This window comes from Ammoniphilus sp. YIM 78166 (genome assembly GCF_004522215.1).
Classification (GTDB): Bacteria; Bacillota; Bacilli; order Aneurinibacillales; family RAOX-1; genus YIM-78166.
On sequence record NZ_SDLR01000002.1, the window covers coordinates 390,158 to 406,701 of the forward strand.

At 45.2% G+C, this 16,544-nt stretch carries 18 protein-coding genes; all 18 read left to right on the plus strand.

What is annotated here, in order from left to right; translation table 11 throughout:
* Positions 1-19: 19 nt before the first annotated feature.
* Positions 20-796, plus strand: a complete 777-nt coding sequence (locus tag EIZ58_RS07915; RefSeq protein ID WP_134700066.1) for a tRNA threonylcarbamoyladenosine dehydratase — start codon at positions 20-22, stop codon at positions 794-796.
* 73 nt (positions 797-869) lie between these two features.
* Positions 870-2,213, plus strand: coding sequence for a replication-associated recombination protein A (locus EIZ58_RS07920; RefSeq protein WP_134700067.1), 1,344 nt, complete (start codon positions 870-872; stop codon positions 2,211-2,213).
* A gap of 2 nt (positions 2,214-2,215) precedes the next feature.
* On the plus strand, positions 2,216-2,911 hold the full coding sequence (locus EIZ58_RS07925) for a YczE/YyaS/YitT family protein (RefSeq protein WP_205672127.1): 696 nt from the start codon (positions 2,216-2,218) through the stop codon (positions 2,909-2,911).
* Positions 2,844-3,263, plus strand: coding sequence for a cysteine metabolism transcriptional regulator CymR (gene cymR, locus EIZ58_RS07930; protein ID WP_134700068.1), 420 nt, complete (start codon positions 2,844-2,846; stop codon positions 3,261-3,263). Before EIZ58_RS07925 ends, cymR begins: the two co-directional genes overlap by 68 nt.
* Positions 3,264-3,275: 12 nt before the next feature.
* Positions 3,276-4,412, plus strand: coding sequence for a cysteine desulfurase family protein (locus EIZ58_RS07935; RefSeq protein WP_134700069.1), 1,137 nt, complete (start codon positions 3,276-3,278; stop codon positions 4,410-4,412).
* A gap of 20 nt (positions 4,413-4,432) precedes the next feature.
* Entirely contained in the window at positions 4,433-5,542 is a 1,110-nt protein-coding gene (gene mnmA / locus EIZ58_RS07940) for a tRNA 2-thiouridine(34) synthase MnmA (RefSeq protein WP_134700070.1), read from the plus strand.
* Complete coding sequence (locus EIZ58_RS07945; protein ID WP_134700071.1) at positions 5,539-6,204, plus strand: tetratricopeptide repeat protein; 666 nt, start codon at positions 5,539-5,541, stop codon at positions 6,202-6,204. Before mnmA ends, EIZ58_RS07945 begins: the two co-directional genes overlap by 4 nt.
* A 56-nt stretch (positions 6,205-6,260) precedes the next feature.
* Positions 6,261-6,794 carry a PRC-barrel domain-containing protein gene (locus tag EIZ58_RS07950; protein ID WP_134700072.1) on the plus strand — a complete coding sequence of 178 codons (534 nt, stop codon included), beginning with the start codon at positions 6,261-6,263 and terminating at the stop codon, positions 6,792-6,794.
* The gene (locus EIZ58_RS07955) at positions 6,784-6,981 is read left to right on the plus strand and encodes a hypothetical protein (RefSeq protein ID WP_134700073.1); all 198 of its coding nucleotides are present in this window, start codon (positions 6,784-6,786) and stop codon (positions 6,979-6,981) included. The genes EIZ58_RS07950 and EIZ58_RS07955 overlap by 11 nt, the downstream gene beginning before the upstream one ends.
* 96 nt (positions 6,982-7,077) lie before the next feature.
* The gene (locus tag EIZ58_RS07960; protein ID WP_134700074.1) at positions 7,078-8,136 is read left to right on the plus strand and encodes an AI-2E family transporter; all 1,059 of its coding nucleotides are present in this window, start codon (positions 7,078-7,080) and stop codon (positions 8,134-8,136) included.
* A 308-nt stretch (positions 8,137-8,444) separates the two neighbouring features.
* Positions 8,445-11,078, plus strand: coding sequence for an alanine--tRNA ligase (alaS, locus tag EIZ58_RS07965; RefSeq protein ID WP_134700075.1), 2,634 nt, complete (start codon positions 8,445-8,447; stop codon positions 11,076-11,078).
* Between the two features lie 91 nt (positions 11,079-11,169).
* A complete protein-coding gene (locus tag EIZ58_RS07970) occupies positions 11,170-11,433 on the plus strand; it encodes an IreB family regulatory phosphoprotein (protein ID WP_129196420.1) in 264 nt (87 codons plus the stop codon).
* A gap of 20 nt (positions 11,434-11,453) precedes the next feature.
* Positions 11,454-11,864 carry a Holliday junction resolvase RuvX gene (gene ruvX / locus EIZ58_RS07975; RefSeq protein WP_134700076.1) on the plus strand — a complete coding sequence of 137 codons (411 nt, stop codon included), beginning with the start codon at positions 11,454-11,456 and terminating at the stop codon, positions 11,862-11,864.
* A gap of 21 nt (positions 11,865-11,885) precedes the next feature.
* On the plus strand, positions 11,886-12,155 hold the full coding sequence (locus EIZ58_RS07980) for a DUF1292 domain-containing protein (protein WP_240688987.1): 270 nt from the start codon (positions 11,886-11,888) through the stop codon (positions 12,153-12,155).
* Between the two features lie 381 nt (positions 12,156-12,536).
* Positions 12,537-13,571: an endolytic transglycosylase MltG gene (gene mltG, locus EIZ58_RS07985; RefSeq protein WP_167577562.1), complete on the plus strand. Its 1,035-nt coding sequence runs from the start codon at positions 12,537-12,539 to the stop codon at positions 13,569-13,571.
* A 69-nt stretch (positions 13,572-13,640) separates the two neighbouring features.
* Positions 13,641-14,279 (plus strand): O-methyltransferase, encoded by a 639-nt coding sequence (locus EIZ58_RS07990; RefSeq protein ID WP_134700078.1) that lies wholly within the window; start codon positions 13,641-13,643, stop codon positions 14,277-14,279.
* A gap of 2 nt (positions 14,280-14,281) precedes the next feature.
* Complete coding sequence (locus EIZ58_RS07995) at positions 14,282-15,217, plus strand: peptidase U32 family protein (protein ID WP_134700079.1); 936 nt, start codon at positions 14,282-14,284, stop codon at positions 15,215-15,217.
* 15 nt (positions 15,218-15,232) lie between these two features.
* Positions 15,233-16,504, plus strand: a complete 1,272-nt coding sequence (locus EIZ58_RS08000) for a peptidase U32 family protein (protein ID WP_134700080.1) — start codon at positions 15,233-15,235, stop codon at positions 16,502-16,504.
* Positions 16,505-16,544: the final 40 nt, after the last annotated feature.

Sequence of the window (16,544 nt, forward strand, 5' to 3'; positions counted from 1 at the left end):
TTGAAAGGGGTAGCGACATATGCTGCATCAGTTCTCGAGAACAGAACTTGCAATAGGTTCGGAAGGATTAGAAGCTTTGCGTGGAAGTACGGTAGCTGTGCTAGGGGTAGGGGGAGTGGGGTCCTTTACAGTCGAAGCGTTGGCACGAACAGCGGTAGGGAGATTAATCCTGTTGGATAAAGATGTAGTTGACATCACCAATGTGAATCGTCAGATCCATGCTTTAATTGACACGGTTGGTCAGGAAAAAACAGAATTAATGAAAGAAAGAGTGGCAAGGATTAATCCTGATTGTGACGTTCGTGTGCTAAATATGTTCTATAACGAAGAAACCTTCGAACGCCTTTTCTCTGAAGTTGAAAAAATTGACTATGTCGTGGATGCAATGGATACGGTCTCCAGCAAAATTCACCTCGTTAAAGAATGCCGTAAGCGCAATATTCCTATTATCTGCAGTATGGGTGCAGCGAATAAAACCGATCCTACCCGCTTTCAAGTAGCAGATTTGTTTAAAACCTCCTACGATCCCATCGCTAAGGTCATGCGCCGTGAATTGCGCAAAGATAGGATTACCAAGGGAGTAAAGGTTGTATATTCTACAGAAATCCCTGTAAAGCAGAAGGGAGAAGTATTGGATAAGGTGGTGCAGAATCCAAATTCACCCATCCGCAAGGCAAAACAACCCCCGTCCAGTAATGCCTTCGTTCCTTCTGTAGCGGGCTTAATTATGGCCAGTGTGGTCATAAACGACTTGCTAGCGAAAGCCAATGTCAAGATAGAACGCGTAAGCGAGTAGTCTTTTCGCCTTTACACAGAAGCTATAGTTGAATATAATGACAGAAAAATTGCTTTCTTTCATGAGGGATACTATGGATCTTTTTTCATTTGGGTTTGAAGAAACATCATCAGCTAAACCGTCCTCATCGCGTCAGCCATTAGCGGCTAGAATGAGGCCAAGAAATTTAGATGAGTTTATTGGTCAAGAGCATATTGTGGGCAAAGGGAAGCTATTGCGAAGAGCGATTGAAGCAGATCAAATATCTTCCCTTATTTTTTATGGACCTCCGGGTACGGGTAAAACCACCTTGGCTAAGGTGATATCAGGAGTAACCAAAGCGCATTTTACGGAAATTAATGCGGTAACTGCCGGGGTAGCTGATATTCGTAAAGTTGTAGACGAAGCGAAAGAACGATACACCGTCTATCGCAAAAGAACTACGTTGTTCGTAGATGAGATCCACCGTTTTAATAAATCTCAGCAGGATGCTCTTCTTCCTTACGTTGAGGAGGGGACGATTATCTTGATTGGAGCTACAACGGAGAATCCCTTCTTCGAGGTGAATTCCGCTCTGCTTTCTCGCTCTCAGGTTTTTTCCTTATCTCCTCTAAATGAGGAGCATATGGCGGTAATCCTCAAGCGTGCATTAATGGATCCGGAAGTTGGATATGGGGAGCTAACCGTTCAGATCACCCCCGAAGCAGAGGAGCATCTGGTTCATTATTCTGAAGGAGATGCTCGCCGGATGTTAAATGCACTAGAGCTGGCTGTTACGACAACCATTCCCAACGAGCGAAATATCATTTCTATTGATTTGGAAACGGCCGTAGAATCTATTCAGCGGAGAGCGGTACGATATGATAAAACGGGTGATCGACATTATGATACGATTTCAGCTTTTATCAAATCGATTCGCGGCTCTGATCCTGACGGTGCGCTTTACTGGCTAGCCCAGATGTTGGATGCGGGAGAGGATCCGCTCTTTCTTGCCCGCAGAGTCGTGATCTCCGCATCAGAAGATGTGGGTAATGCGGATCCTATGGCGCTCCAACTAGCTGTATCTGCTTTTCAAGCGGTACAATTTCTAGGTATGCCTGAAGGACGGATTCCACTAGCGCAGGCTGTCACCTATTGTGCTTCCGTACCTAAGAGCAACGCCGCATACAAAGGAATTAACCAAGCCTTGGACTGGGTCAAGACCAAGGGGCATGGGCCCGTTCCGCCTCATCTCCGTGACGCTTCCTATAAAGGAGCAAGCCAATTAGGTCATGGGGCAGGCTATCTCTATCCTCATAACTATCCAGGAGCCTATATTCCTCAGCAATATTTGCCAGATGGTGTACAGGAAAGATTTTATCTACCCACTGATTATGGAGAAGAGAAACGATTAAAGGAATATATCCAAGGTAACCGAAAAGATAGAGAGAAGGTATAAACTTGAATACCAAATTCAAGCACGTACTCTCAAGCTTTGTGTTCATGAGCGGATTGTTTATCATGGCTCTCGGCTTTGTGTTTATGATTCAAGCCAAGATTGGAGTAGCTCCATGGGATGTTCTTCATCTTGGCCTTGTTTCCACCGTAGGATGGACGGTTGGGATCTGGTCCCAACTGCTGGGGTTGATTCTGCTGGTCATAACGATCGTTTTGACAAGAAGGATGATGGGGATCGGTGCTTTTTTAAATATGTTTTTCCTAGGCTTTTTTATAGATCTTATCATGTCCTGGGGCTGGATTCATGAAGCCTCTTCCCTTGTCGAATCAGGTTTATGGTTTGTGATGGGACTCGTGATTAGCTGTTTTGGAACGGGGATGTACATTGCCCCAGGCTGGGGAGCAGGACCAAGAGACGGTTTTATGCTGGCTCTAGCGGAAAGAACCCAGTGGCCATTTCGACGGGTACGTACAATCATGGAAATGGCAGTTCTAGTATTGGGATGGGTACTTGGGGGTCCCGTATTTATCGGTACCGTTATTTTTTGTCTGACCGTTGGCCCCATCTGTCAATATTTTATTGGATTATGGAAGAGAATATTAGACAAGGCAATAGGGAGAGATGCAGATTATGAAAATATCAACCAAAGGACGTTACGGATTAACCATCATGATGGAACTAGCCGTGCGGTTCGGTGAGGGCCCAATTTCTCTTAAGAGCATTGCACAGCGCCACGATCTCTCCGAACACTACTTAGAGCAGCTGGTTGCTCCGCTAAGAAATGCGGAATTAGTAAAAAGCGTACGCGGGGCGTATGGCGGATATATTTTGACGAAGAAACCCGAGGAAATCACGGCAGGGGATATTATACGGGTCCTCGAAGGTCCGATCAGTCCGGTTGAGTTCGAGGAAGAAGAAGACCCGGCAAAGCGTAATCTTTGGCTTCAAATTCGTGACGCGATCTCCCAAGTACTAGATTCGACTACCTTGCATGACCTGATTACGTATCAAGATGATGGGCAGAGAAGCTCGTATATGTTTTATATTTAGGGGTTGGTTAGAGTGGAATCCGTTTATTTGGATCATGCTGCAGCGACACCTGTTCATCCCGAAGTGGTGGATCGAATGATTCCTTATTTCCAGGAATACTACGGAAATCCTTCGAGTGTCCATCAATTCGGCAGAAAAGTGAAGGCTGCATTAGATCAGGCGAGGCTGACCATCGCTTCTAGCCTGCATGCGGAGCCAGGGCAAATCATATTTACCAGCGGAGGAACTGAAGCGGACAATATGGCTCTATTAGGGATTGCCTTGGCCAATCAACAGAAGGGGAATCATATTATTACATCACTTATTGAACATCATGCAGTCTTGCATACCTGCCATCAGCTGGAGAAGATGGGCTTTGAAGTTACCTACCTTCCTGTTGATGACCGTGGGCAAGTGAGACCGGAAGATGTTCGGTCGGCATTGAGGGATACGACCATCCTCGTTAGCATCATGTATGGTAATAACGAAGTAGGTTCCCTGCAGCCGATTGCAGAAATTGTGGAGATTGCACATGTTGCAGGCGTGTATGTTCATACGGATGCCGTTCAGGCTTATGGTGTGATTCCTCTTGATGTTCAAGCTCTGCCCGTTGATTTGCTGTCCATCTCAGCGCATAAGATCAATGGGCCTAAGGGAATTGGTGCTCTTTATATGTCCAAACGAGTGAAGCTCTCCCCTGTGATGTTTGGAGGAGCTCAGGAGAAAAAGCGCCGAGCGGGGACAGAGAATGTTCCAGGGATTGTTGGTTTTGCGAAAGCAGCAGAAATGGCATCTGAATCCTTAGATGAACGCAAGGAGAAATATTTGCATTTCAGGGAAACGATGATTGATATTTGGAAACAGGAAGGCATTCACTTTACGATCAATGGACACCCGACGGATTTTCTTCCGCATATCTTGAATGTCAGCTTCCCTGGAGTGGAAACGGAAGTACTACTAATGAATTTAGACATGGCAGGTATATCCTGTTCTAGCGGGTCAGCTTGCGCTTCAGGATCATTAGAGGTTTCTCATGTACTGAAGGCGATGGGAATTGCTGAGGAGTGTTTGCGTTCCGCTATACGCTTCAGCTTCGGACTAGGAAACTCAGAAGAGCAGGTTCGATCCGCAGCACATAAGGTGAGTGAAATCGTCAAACGATTAATATAATGGGTAGGTAATGGATATCGATGAGTAAACCAAATCATGAAACCCGCGTTGTCATTGGAATGTCTGGCGGCGTTGATTCTTCAGTTGCGGCTTTAGAGCTGAAGCGCCAAGGCTATGATGTGATCGGCATCTTTATGAAGAATTGGGATGATACGGATGAATTTGGACATTGCACGGCAGAAGAGGATTATGAAGACGTTCGGCGCGTGTGTGATCAAATCGGCATCCCTTATTACACGGTCAACTTTGAGAAAGAGTATTGGGATAAAGTATTTACGTACTTTTTAGATGAATATAAAAAAGGTCGCACACCCAATCCAGACGTGATGTGCAACAAAGAAATCAAATTTAAGGCATTTTTAGATCGGGCGTTGCAGCTTGGTGCAGATTACCTAGCCACAGGGCACTATGCACAGGTGAAGTATTCTGATGGGGAATATCATTTGCTTCGTGGAGAGGATCAAGGGAAGGATCAGACTTACTTCCTGAATACGCTCGGGCAAGAACAACTTTCCCGAACCATGTTCCCCATCGGCCACCTGCCTAAATCTCGCGTTCGGGAGCTTGCAAAGGAAGCAGGGTTAGCTACAGCTAATAAGAAGGACAGCACCGGCATTTGCTTTATCGGAGAGCGAAACTTCAAAGAGTTCCTAAGTTCTTATCTGCCGGCTAAGCCAGGGGAAATCCAGACCTTGGATGGAGAAGTTAAAGGTCGACATGACGGACTAATGTACTACACTCTTGGTCAAAGACAAGGACTCGGAATCGGCGGAGCAGGAACAGGAGAACCTTGGTTTGTTGTCTCGAAGGATCTGGAGCGCAATATTCTTTATGTGGGCCAAGGATCCAATCATCCTGCTCTCTATTCAGACGGACTATTAGCAACAGATCTATCCTGGGTAAGCGATCAAGAGCCTGCTTCAAGCTTTTCCTGCACAGCCAAGTTTCGTTATCGCCAACCTGATCAAGGGGTGACCGTTCATCTGCTGCCAGACCGAAGCTGTCATGTTGTCTTTGATCAGCCTCAAAAAGCGATTACGCCAGGACAGGCTGTCGTCTTCTACAAGGGTGAGGAATGTTTGGGCGGCGGTATCATAGATAAAGCGATAAAAGGAACAGAAAAACCATGAACTCTTTAGCAGTCGAACTCAATGAAAAAGGTCTTCAGCACTTAACCATGGGAGACATCAATAAAGCGCTGGAATATTTCCAGCAAGCTATGCAGGAGGCGCCGGACTTTCCGGATCCCTATGCGAATATCGCCAATGTTCTGGCAAGTTCAGGCGAAAACGAAGATGCTCTTGTATGGTTTAAAAAAGCCATTTCTCTAGATCCTGAAGGCCCTCTTTTTCAATATGGGGCAGGCAATGTTTATTTCAATGTTGGGGATTATGCCTCAGCCAAGGAACATTACGAACGCGCTGAAAAATTAGGCATGAAGCACCATGATCTTCACTTCATGCTCGCCATGACCTGCTTCCACTTAGAAGAACTTACAGAAAGTATTGCTCGTTTTGATCAATCTCTGCAGATGGAACCCGAGGACGTGGAAGCAACGTTTACAAGAGGTCTTGCCTTAGCCAGAATGGGGGATATCAGTCGGGCAAAAGAAGCTTTTGAACAAACGATTCACTTGCAGCTCGATCATGCAGACGGCCTTTTTAATTTAGGAATAGCTTACGCTTATCTCGGTGATCTTCCCGCAGCCAAAGACAGCCTTCAACGGGCAATTGAAATTAACCCTCAACACGTATTAGCGAAAAATGCATTACAACAATTGCAAAATTTGTAGAACATAGACCCTCTCTCCCTTTCACACACTAAGAAAGCGGAAGGAGGGTCTTCTTTGTGTACAAAGCGAGTGAGGTTATTGGCTTGCCCGTCCTTGACCTGCAGGCCGGTCATGAACGGGGGGTTGTTCGCGACGTTTTGTTCGACGAGGACTGGACATTCCAAGGCCTATTGGTCGAAATCAAAGCAATGTTTCGCAGAGGTCGCTTTATTCCTTCCGATTCCATTCAGGCTATTGGAGACGATTATGTAACCATTGCCGACGAAGGAGCAATGGGTCCTCTAGAGGGCATTGACCATCTGGTTGGAGTCAAGTCTGGATCCTTCCATATGCTGGGCAAACCGCTCATCACAACCAATGGTCATCGCCTTGGTCAGATAGAGGATGTTTATTTTCGGACGGAATTTGGCTCCATTGTAGGCTATGAGGTTTCCGATGGCCTTTTGGCCGACCTAATGGAAGGCAGAAAAGCAGTTAAGCACCTTGAACGGGCAACCATTGGAGAGGACGCAGTGATTCTTCCTCTCGCAAGTTTTTCTGAATCGGAAAGCTTCACATTAGCGGAAGGAGAGGATGAAGATGAGAAATAACGGAATGATGTCGTGGATGGTAGGTATAGGTGCAGTTGCTTTAGCCGTTGTGGGGTGGATGGTTCCCAAAAGAAGAAAATCACCAATGCAAAAAGCCATGAAATGGACCAGAAATAATGTCAATTGGCTAGGAGCCGTGGTGGTTCCTGTATCACGCATGGTTATGAGAAAAATGAAAGTTCGATAAATACACCAAAGGCCATCTTGCGGTTTCGAGATGGCCCTTTTTATTTAACGGATAGTTAGTCTAGGGCTGGCAACAATATGAGAAAGGAGGCATCTTATGGAACTGAGAATAAGACTTTTAATCTATCTCGGTATGGCGACTTTGGTGGCAGGACTTGTCTACTTGCTTCTCCAGCTGGCTCCTCACTTCGGATGGATGTGGCAAGTGATCAAAGCGGTTATAGCCCCCTTTTTGATATCCGTCATTTTTGCCTATTTACTAAATCCCATCGTCAGGCTGCTTCATCAGAGAAATGTTCCTCGGGGTATGGCGGTCGCTATTATATATTTTACATTCATCCTTGTCTTTACGGTGTTCATCTTAAATGCGATTCCAACTTTTCTTAAACAATCAAGCGATTTAACGGAGCATATCCCTGAACTTGTTCAGACCTATCAGGCCTGGCTGCAGGAATTTAATAATCACAAGTATCAGCTGCCTGAATCCATACGTCTAGGAATCGATCAGGCTCTTGAGAACATAGAAGTGAAAACGACGGAGTATTTTGCAAATCTTGTCAATGGGGCAGGAGGCTTTATTCATAAGTTTATCGGCTTATTTGTTATTCCTTTTCTTGTCTTCTACATGCTAAAGGATATGGAATCCATACAAAAAGGGATTCTTTTGTTTGTTCCCAGAAGCCAGCGGAAGGAATTTTCCAAGTTGTTCCACGATATTGATCATGCATTAGGCAACTACATAGCAGGTCAATTGTTAGTGTCACTCATTGTTGGAGTGTTAGCCTACATTGGCTACTGGATCATTGGAATGCCTTATGCGCTTATTCTCGCTTTAATTATTACCATTACCAATATCATTCCTTATATCGGGCCGATCATTGGGGCAGCGCCTTCTATACTCGTTGCGCTTACGATATCGTGGGAAATGTCCGTTGCCGTATTAATCGTAAATTTGATCGTACAGGTCTTGGAAGGAAACTTGGTTTCTCCGTTCATTATGGGGAGGCGATTGCATATGCATCCGATCCTCATCATATTTGCCCTGCTCTTAGGAGGGGAGCTTGGAGGCTTAATCGGTTTGATTTTTGCTGTACCCATTTTAGCTACTTTAAGAGTAATCATCCACCACGTGATTATTCATTTGGTCAAACATTGACATGGGCAAGTTGAAAAATTATAATGTCAAAAGAATAAGATATTGGATTGATGAAGGATCTAAGTAAACTGTATTCCCTTTTTTCAGAGAGGATGCTCCTAGGGTGTGAGGGCGTCTAGAAGGCATGGTTGAACGCTAATCCAGAGAGCAGGAAAACCTGCCGTTCGCCTCGTTACGGCTTGAAGGAGGTCTCTTTTCCATTGGATTGGGAGAGGCAACCAGGGTGGTACCGCGTGAGACAACTCTCGTCCCTGACTAGGGATGGGGGTTTTTTGTTTTTTCACAATATGGTTGGAGGATGAAAGGATATGAAAAAACTAAGTTCAGCTGAAATCAGAAAGATGTACGTGGATTTTTTTGCTTCTAAGGGTCATCGCATTGAGCCGAGTGCCCCGTTGGTTCCTCATGAGGATCCAACGTTACTATGGATCAATTGCGGGATGGCGCCGCTTAAAAAGTATTTTGATGGATCGGTTATTCCTGACAATCCGCGGATTACGAATTCACAAAAATCGCTAAGAACCAACGATATCGAAAACGTAGGAAAGACCGCTCGTCACCATACGTTTTTTGAAATGCTAGGGAATTTCTCCATTGGTGATTATTTTAAGGAAGAGTCGATTATTTGGGCATGGGAGTTTTTAACGAGTCCTGAGTGGATTGGATTTGACCCAGAGAAGCTGTCTGTAACGATTCATCCAGAGGATGATGAAGCCTTTGCCATTTGGCATGAGAAGGTAGGGATTCCAAAAGAGCGGATCATTAGACTGGAAGGGAATTTTTGGGATATTGGAGAGGGTCCTTGCGGTCCGAATAGTGAAATCTTCTTCGATCGTGGAGAAGCTTTCGGAAATGATCCCAATGATCCTGAGCTCTTCCCAGGCGGAGAAAATGAGCGATACTTGGAAATCTGGAACCTCGTGTTCTCACAGTATAACCATAATACGGATGGGTCCTATACTCCACTTCCGAAGAAAAACATTGATACCGGAATGGGCTTAGAAAGAATGGCCTCCGTGATCCAGAATGTGGACAATAACTTTGAAACAGATCTACTATTTCCGATTATTGAAGCAACAAGTGAAATTAGCGGAGTGAAATACGGTTCTTCTACTGAAGCCGATGTAGCGCTTAAGGTAATAGCGGATCACGCTCGGACCATGACATTTGCCATTGGCGACGGAGCTCTTCCTTCCAATGAGGGACGAGGGTATGTAATTCGCCGCTTGCTTCGCCGTGCCGTGCGCTACGGTAAAGTGCTCGGTGTCGAAAAGCCATTCCTATACCAGCTTGTAGCGGTGGTTGGCAATATCATGGGAGATACGTATCCAGAGGTTGTGGAAAAGCGTGAATTCATTGAGAAAGTCGTTCGTGGCGAAGAAGAACGCTTCCACGAGACACTGAATGAAGGGTTAGCCATCCTTTCCGATATGATTGAACAAGCCAAGAAGGCCGGGCGTCAAGCATTAACAGGGGAAGAGTCCTTTAGGCTTTATGACACCTATGGATTCCCAATTGACCTCACCGAAGATTTTGCAACTGAAAATGGTTTTTCGATTGATCGAGCAGGCTTTGAGCAAGCCATGGATGAACAACGTGCAAGAGCTCGCGCCGCTCGTCAAGACGTCGATAGTATGAAGGTTCAAGGCGGTATCCTAGGGGAGATCACGGTTAAGAGTGAGTTTGTTGGGTATAATGATTTGGTAACAAGTGGAAAAGTTGTTGCCTTAATCGTAGACAATCAATCGGTTGACTTTGTATCCGAAGGAGCCTTGTGTCAAGTGATCTTAGACCGTACACCTTTCTACGCCGAAAGCGGAGGACAAATGGCGGATAAGGGCCTCATCCTTTGCGGTCCAAACCAGCTTAGCGTGGAGTACGTGCAAAAAGGACCGAATGGGCAGCATGTACATCAGGCTAGGGTGCATCAAGGAAGCATTAAAATTGGGGATAACGTAGAAGCTGTTGTAGACCGCGCTTCGAGGGTAAATATCATTAAAAACCATACGGCTACCCACTTGCTTCATCGTGCTTTGAAGGATACCTTAGGAGAGCATGTAAATCAGGCAGGTTCTTTAGTTGCCGCCGATCGCTTGCGTTTCGACTTTACACATATCAGTTCTATTTCCGAGTCTGAGCTCGAGACCATTGAAGGTCTTGTTAATCAGAAGATCTGGGAGCAGATTGAAGTTTCCATCATGAACAAAGGAATTCAAGAAGCTAAAGCAATGGGAGCCATGGCTTTATTCGGAGAGAAATACGGGGATATCGTCCGTGTGGTTCAAGTAGGCGACTACAGCCTAGAATTATGCGGGGGCTGTCATGTTATGAACACGGCAGAGATCGGGCTCTTTAAGATCATCAGTGAAGGCGGAATTGGAGCCGGAACTAGAAGGATTGAAGCTGTAACAGGTCGTGCTGCTTATGAGTATTTAAATGAGCAATATTCTACACTTCGCAGACTAGCAGGAGATCTAAAATCTACTTTGTCTGATGTTCCGAAGCGGGTAGAAGGATTAAAGGCCAATATCCGTGAGCTAGAAAGAGAAAATGAATCTCTAAAAGCGAAACTGAGCCATGTTGAAGCCTCCTCTTTGACTGATCGTGTTCAAGAAGTGAACGGGGTGAAGGTCTTGGCTGAACAAGTAAATGGAATGGATATGGAAAATCTTCGCAACATGGTAGACGACTTGAAAAACAAGCTAGGGTCCGCCGTGGTGGTCATTGGGTCTGTACAAGGGGACAAAGTGAATCTAACGGCAGGAGTCACAAAGGACTTAGTTGATAAGGGCTTCCACGCTGGAAAGCTCATTAAGGAAGTAGCGACTCGTTGCGGCGGTGGCGGCGGCGGTCGTCCGGATATGGCGCAAGCGGGCGGAAAAAATCCAGAACAGCTTAAAGAAGCTTTAAACTATGTGCTAGTTTGGGCTGAGCAACAATAATTGCGTAAATTTCTGTAAAATAAAGAGGAAAAAGGCATTCGCGTAGCGAAGCATGTAGAAAGAACTTCTTAAAGGTAAAGAGGTGTTGAAGATGAGTTCATTGGACAGAACCATGAAGTTCAATCTAAAGTTAGATGATACAGATGTTCAGGTGAAAGATGCCTTTCTCACCGTTTACAGCGCCTTGGAGGAAAAGGGATATAACCCCATTAATCAGATTGTGGGTTATCTTCTTTCTGGTGATCCAGCCTATATTCCTCGGCACAACAACGCTAGAAGCATCATCCGTAAATTGGAAAGAGATGAATTGATTGAGGAACTGGTCCGTTCGTATTTGTCTCAGCACCGCACATAAGAAGAAGTCGGGTGAAACAAATGAGAATTATGGGTTTGGATTTAGGAGACAAGACGATCGGCGTTGCCATCAGCGATGAGATGGGCTGGACAGCCCAAGGAATTGAAACGATTAAGCGGGAAAACCTAAAATCAGATTTAAACCGCTTGGCTCAACTTATTGCCGAGTATGGGGTAACTGAGGTTGTGGTAGGTCTTCCCAAGAACATGAATGGTACGATTGGTCCGCGAGGAGAGCTTTGTCAGGCTTTTGCCAAGACGGTAGAGAACAGCTTGAATATTCCCGTGCGTATGTGGGATGAGCGATTAACTACGATGGCAGCAGAGAAAATGCTAGTTGCTGCAGATGTTAGTCGTAAAAAAAGAAAGCAAGTCATTGATAAGATGGCTGCAGTGATGATTCTGCAAGGCTATCTCGACTTTAAAAAATAACGTTAGAGGAGGCAGAAGCATTTGGAAGAATTAGAAGTAGGCGAAGTGGTTACCTTGTCTGATGATGAAACAGGAGAGGAAAAAGATTTTCAGATCATGTACATCTTTGACATTGAAGACCGTACCTACCTCTGTCTTGTGCCAGAGGAGCAGGATGACCGAGATGAGGTAGAGGTTCATTTCCTCCGTTATGACGAAACCGATGGGATGCTTTATCCGATTGAGTCAGAGGAGGAGCAGGAGAACGTCATCGCTACCTTTGAAACGCTGGAAGCCGAATTTAATGAATAGGGTAAACAATAAGAGGCTCTTGTCTACGGACAGAGCTTCTTTTTTCGTTTTTTAGGGTTGCCCATAAGGACTGGAAATGAAGTATAATGTAGGATGTTGTCATTTTTTTTGGCAGATAAGAATTTAGAAGATATCTAGAATTCTACATCTGCATAAGGGCAACTAGTTTCCCCTAACTTGACATCAAGGGATAAACCCCCATTTCTGATAAAATTTAATTTTATCAGAAATGACCCGTAGGGTTGATATCAAGTTAGGGAAATGTCGCACAACTCACTTGACAAAAAGATGTCAAGTGGAGTTTCTGCGCCAAGGCTTGGCGCCAGCCAAGTTTTCTATACTGAACCGTGCGGATGGGCATCCTATGGAGGGAGGAACTTTATGAGAGTGATGACAAAAGCCATTGTGCTTCTTATTATATTTGGAGTAATAGGTGTTGCAGGAGCTTATTATTATTACCAGGAATCCTTGCAGCCAACTCAGCCTGGGCCTGCCGTTGTAGTTGATATCCCACCAGGCAGCTCAACACAGAAAATTGCCGAAATCTTGGAGGAAAACAATCTTATACGAGACAGCAAAACGTTTGTCCTATACGTAAGGCAAAGTGGGAAGGGCAGTCAGCTTAAGGCGGGTCAGTACGAATTTACACCAGGGGAAAGCGTGGACCGCTTATTGACGAAGATGGTTATGGGTGATGTTTACCAACGTACCATCCAATTTACGATTCCGGAAGGTTGGACAGTCCCGCAAATCGCTTCTTTCTTGGCAGAGAAAGGGTGGGTAAATGAAGAGAAATTTCTTCAACTTGTAAACGAAGGAGAGTTTGATTTCCCATTTGTTCGTGGTATTCCAAACGATAAGAGTTTGGGATTCCGCTTAGAGGGCTATTTATTCCCTAAGACTTATGAAGTAAGAGAAGGGGCTACTGAAAAGGAAATCATTGAGCGTATGCTTGCTCAATTTCAAACAGAATGGGACCCGACCTGGACGGACCAGTTAATTCAAAAAAACATGTCTATCCATGAGGCTGTCACGCTTGCGTCCATCGTGGAACGAGAAGTTATCGTTGATATAGAACAGGCCAAAGTGGCCGGCGTCTATTTTAACCGGCTAGAGACCGATATGCTCCTTCAGGCGGATGCCACAGTACAATATGCTTTAGGTAAACAAAAGGATATTGTGACTTATAAAGATCTGGAGCTTGACCATCCTTATAATACGTACCGGTATAAAGGATTGCCTCCAGGACCGATTGCTTCTCCTGGAAGGGCTGCCCTGCATTCGGTTGTGGAGCCCGAAAAGCATGGCTATTTCTTTTATGTGACAAAGAAAGATGGTTCGGGCGAACATTATTTTTCCGAAACCTACCAACAGCATTTAAAAAATATCGCATTGAGCAAAAGAGCTAACAAATAGCCTACACCTTCTTACTTATGATAAGATAAAATCCAGTTGTCAGGGTAAAAATGATTGGGAGTTGTCCATATGATTACGAATGAACGCGTGAATGACTATATAGAAGCACTTATTCCACCAAGGGCTGAGCTGCTTCAAGTGTTGGAGCAAGAAGCTGCAGAAGAGCGCATACCGATCATCCAGTTGCCGAGCATCCAATTTATTCGAACCCTTCTATTGGCTTTCCAGCCTAAAAGAATTTTGGAAATCGGTACAGCCATTGGATATTCTACTATTTGGCTTGCCCATGCTGCTCCACTGGCCAGAATCACGACAATGGAAATTGACAAGGAACGGATCACCCGTGCCTTAAGCAATTTTGATAAGGCCGGTATTCGCGAGCGAATTGAAATTATTGAAGGGGATGCAGGCGACGGGTTACCGGAGCATTATCGCTTTGATTGTTTGTTCTTAGATGCGGCCAAAGGACAGTACAAGCACTACCTCGACTTATATCTTCCCATGCTCGAACCCGGGGGAATCGTTCTGTGCGATAACGTACTTTTTAAAGGATTGGTATCGGAAGAGACGGTGGATAACAAGCGGTTGGCTCCCCTGGTGAAAAAAATTAATGATTTTAATGCCTACATCATGGGGCACCAGGAGTTGGATACTTCCCTTATCCCTATAGGGGATGGATTAACGTTTTCTGTAAAGAAAGGTGAATAGAAATGAGAAAACCTGAACTGTTGATTGCTGCTGGGAGTTTAACTGAGGTAAGACAGTACCTGGAAGCAGGAGCGGATGCCATAGTGGTTGGAACTGAACGCTATGGATTGCGTCTGCCTGGTACGATGACCTTAGAGGAAATCAAACAGGCGACTGATTTAGCCCACGCAAGCGGCAAAAAGTTATACGCTTCGGTGAATGGACTTCTTCACAATAATGAACTTGAAGGGCTAGAGGAATATCTGATTCAATTGAATGCGATGGGAGTCGATGCCATTGAGTATGCAGATCCAGCTGTTCTGATGACGGCCAAACATACGATACCGAACATGCCGTTGCACTGGAATGCAGAAATTATTGCAACAAGCTTCCATACCATTGGATATTGGGCGACTAAGGGCATTCGGCGTGCAGTTTTGTCTCGTGAGCTTAATATGGATGAAATCTCCCAAATCAAAGAAGAAGCCAATGAACTCGAAATTGAAGTGCAAATACACGGCATGTCTTGTATCTTCCATTCAAAACGCCCCTTGGTATCGTCCTACTTTCACCATTTAGGGAAAAATGCGGTCATTGAAGGAAAGGGGAAGGAGAGGGGCCTTTATCTGAAGGAAGAAAAAAGGGAAGACATCTTTTATCCGGTTTATGAGGACGCATGCGGTACACACATCATGAGTGCCGAAGACGTATGCATTTTGGATAACTTAGACGAATTGATGGAAGCGGGCATCTATAGCTTCAGAGTGGAAGGGTTGCTGAAATCCATGGAGTACAACGAGACGGTGTTGCGTGTGTACCGTGAAGCTATTGATGCGTACGCAAAAGATCCAGACCTGTTCTTCGACCAGCTCGACAGTTGGAAGGAGCAGCTAGAGGAAAAGCAAGATCCGAAAAGGCCCCTGACAACAGGGTTTTATTATAAGGAATTGGTATTCTAAGTGAGGTGACTAGCTATGCCGGAAGTGTTGAAAGAAGAAAAAACAGCTGTGAAGCGAGGACCTATTCTCAAGAAGCCGGAGGTTTTGGCTCCTGCTGGCAGTTTGGAAAAGCTAAAGATCGCGGTTCATTATGGCGCTGATGCTGTCTACATTGGGGGGCAGCAATTCAGCTTACGGGCGAACGCGGATAATTATTCATATGAAGAAATGAAAGAGGGAACAGATTTTGCCCATGCCCATGGAGCAAAGGTTTATGTAGCAGCGAACATCATCGCTCATAACGAAGATATGCAGGGTGTGGAGGATTTCTTTGCCAAGCTTTATGAAGTAGGGATTGATGCCGTGATTGTCGCCGACCCAGCACTCATCGAAGCATGCAAAAAGGGAGCTCCAAAGCTTGAAATTCACTTGAGTACCCAGGCCTCTACAACGAACTGGCAATCTGTCCAGTTTTGGAAAGATGAAGGGATTGCCCGCGTGGTATTAGCCAGGGAGGTGTCTTTCGAAGAAATTCGCAAGATCAAGGAAAAAGTAGATGTGGAAATTGAGCAATTTATTCACGGCGCCATGTGTCCCGCGTACTCTGGCCGATGTGTACTATCCAATCATATGACTGCAAGGGATTCTAACCGTGGAGGATGTTGTCATTCCTGTCGTTGGAGTTATGATATGTACGAAAATCCGGAAGAAGCAAATCAGGATGCAGCTATTTTCGGAGAAGGAGATAACCCCTTTAGCTTTAGTTCCAAAGATTTAAGTATGATTGAACATATACCGGAGATTGTTGAATCTGGTATTGATTCTCTTAAAATAGAAGGTCGCATGAAGAGTGTTCACTATGTGGCTACAGTGGTTAATGCCTATAGACAGGCTATAGATGCGTATTGTGCAGATCCGGATAATTACCAATTAAATCCGCATTGGGTAGAAGAAATTCATAAGGCTGCGCATCGCTCGACGACCACGGGGTTTTTCTACGAAATCCCAGGCCCGGAGGATCACTTGTACGGAGAAGCGGAATCCTTAGCTGAATATGATTTCGCTGGGCTCGTTTTAGATTATGATGCTGACAACCGCATAGCCACGATCCAGCAGCGAACACACTTTAAGCTGGGGCAGGAGGTTGAATTCTTTGGCCCGGGCAATCGATTCTTCCGTCAGGCTATCCAGGAAATGTGGAACGATGAAGGCCAAGCGATTGAGAAGGCCCCTCACCCTCTCATGGTTGTCAAGATGAGAGTGGAACAGCCTGTCAGTGCGTGGGATATTATGAGAAAACATAAGTGATCCAATTCGAATGAACCCCCTTTTTACCGGTAACAATGGG

Excerpts from the sequence above, each read along its gene's own strand:
- EIZ58_RS07945 (WP_134700071.1), top strand. The coding sequence starts at position 5,539 with ATGAACTCTTTAGCAGTCGAACTCAATGAAAAAGGTCTTCAGCACTTA.
- EIZ58_RS07970 (WP_129196420.1), top strand. The coding sequence starts at position 11,170 with ATGAGTTCATTGGACAGAACCATGAAGTTCAATCTAAAGTTAGATGAT.
- EIZ58_RS07960 (WP_134700074.1), top strand. The coding sequence starts at position 7,078 with ATGGAACTGAGAATAAGACTTTTAATCTATCTCGGTATGGCGACTTTG.
- cymR (WP_134700068.1), top strand. The coding sequence starts at position 2,844 with ATGAAAATATCAACCAAAGGACGTTACGGATTAACCATCATGATGGAA.
- EIZ58_RS08000 (WP_134700080.1), top strand. The coding sequence starts at position 15,233 with ATGCCGGAAGTGTTGAAAGAAGAAAAAACAGCTGTGAAGCGAGGACCT.
- EIZ58_RS07990 (WP_134700078.1), top strand. The coding sequence starts at position 13,641 with ATGATTACGAATGAACGCGTGAATGACTATATAGAAGCACTTATTCCA.
- EIZ58_RS07955 (WP_134700073.1), top strand. The coding sequence starts at position 6,784 with ATGAGAAATAACGGAATGATGTCGTGGATGGTAGGTATAGGTGCAGTT.
- alaS (WP_134700075.1), top strand. The coding sequence starts at position 8,445 with ATGAAAAAACTAAGTTCAGCTGAAATCAGAAAGATGTACGTGGATTTT.
- EIZ58_RS07995 (WP_134700079.1), top strand. The coding sequence starts at position 14,282 with ATGAGAAAACCTGAACTGTTGATTGCTGCTGGGAGTTTAACTGAGGTA.
- ruvX (WP_134700076.1), top strand. The coding sequence starts at position 11,454 with ATGAGAATTATGGGTTTGGATTTAGGAGACAAGACGATCGGCGTTGCC.
- EIZ58_RS07920 (WP_134700067.1), top strand. The coding sequence starts at position 870 with ATGGATCTTTTTTCATTTGGGTTTGAAGAAACATCATCAGCTAAACCG.
- mnmA (WP_134700070.1), top strand. The coding sequence starts at position 4,433 with ATGAGTAAACCAAATCATGAAACCCGCGTTGTCATTGGAATGTCTGGC.
- mltG (WP_167577562.1), top strand. The coding sequence starts at position 12,537 with ATGAGAGTGATGACAAAAGCCATTGTGCTTCTTATTATATTTGGAGTA.
- EIZ58_RS07915 (WP_134700066.1), top strand. The coding sequence starts at position 20 with ATGCTGCATCAGTTCTCGAGAACAGAACTTGCAATAGGTTCGGAAGGA.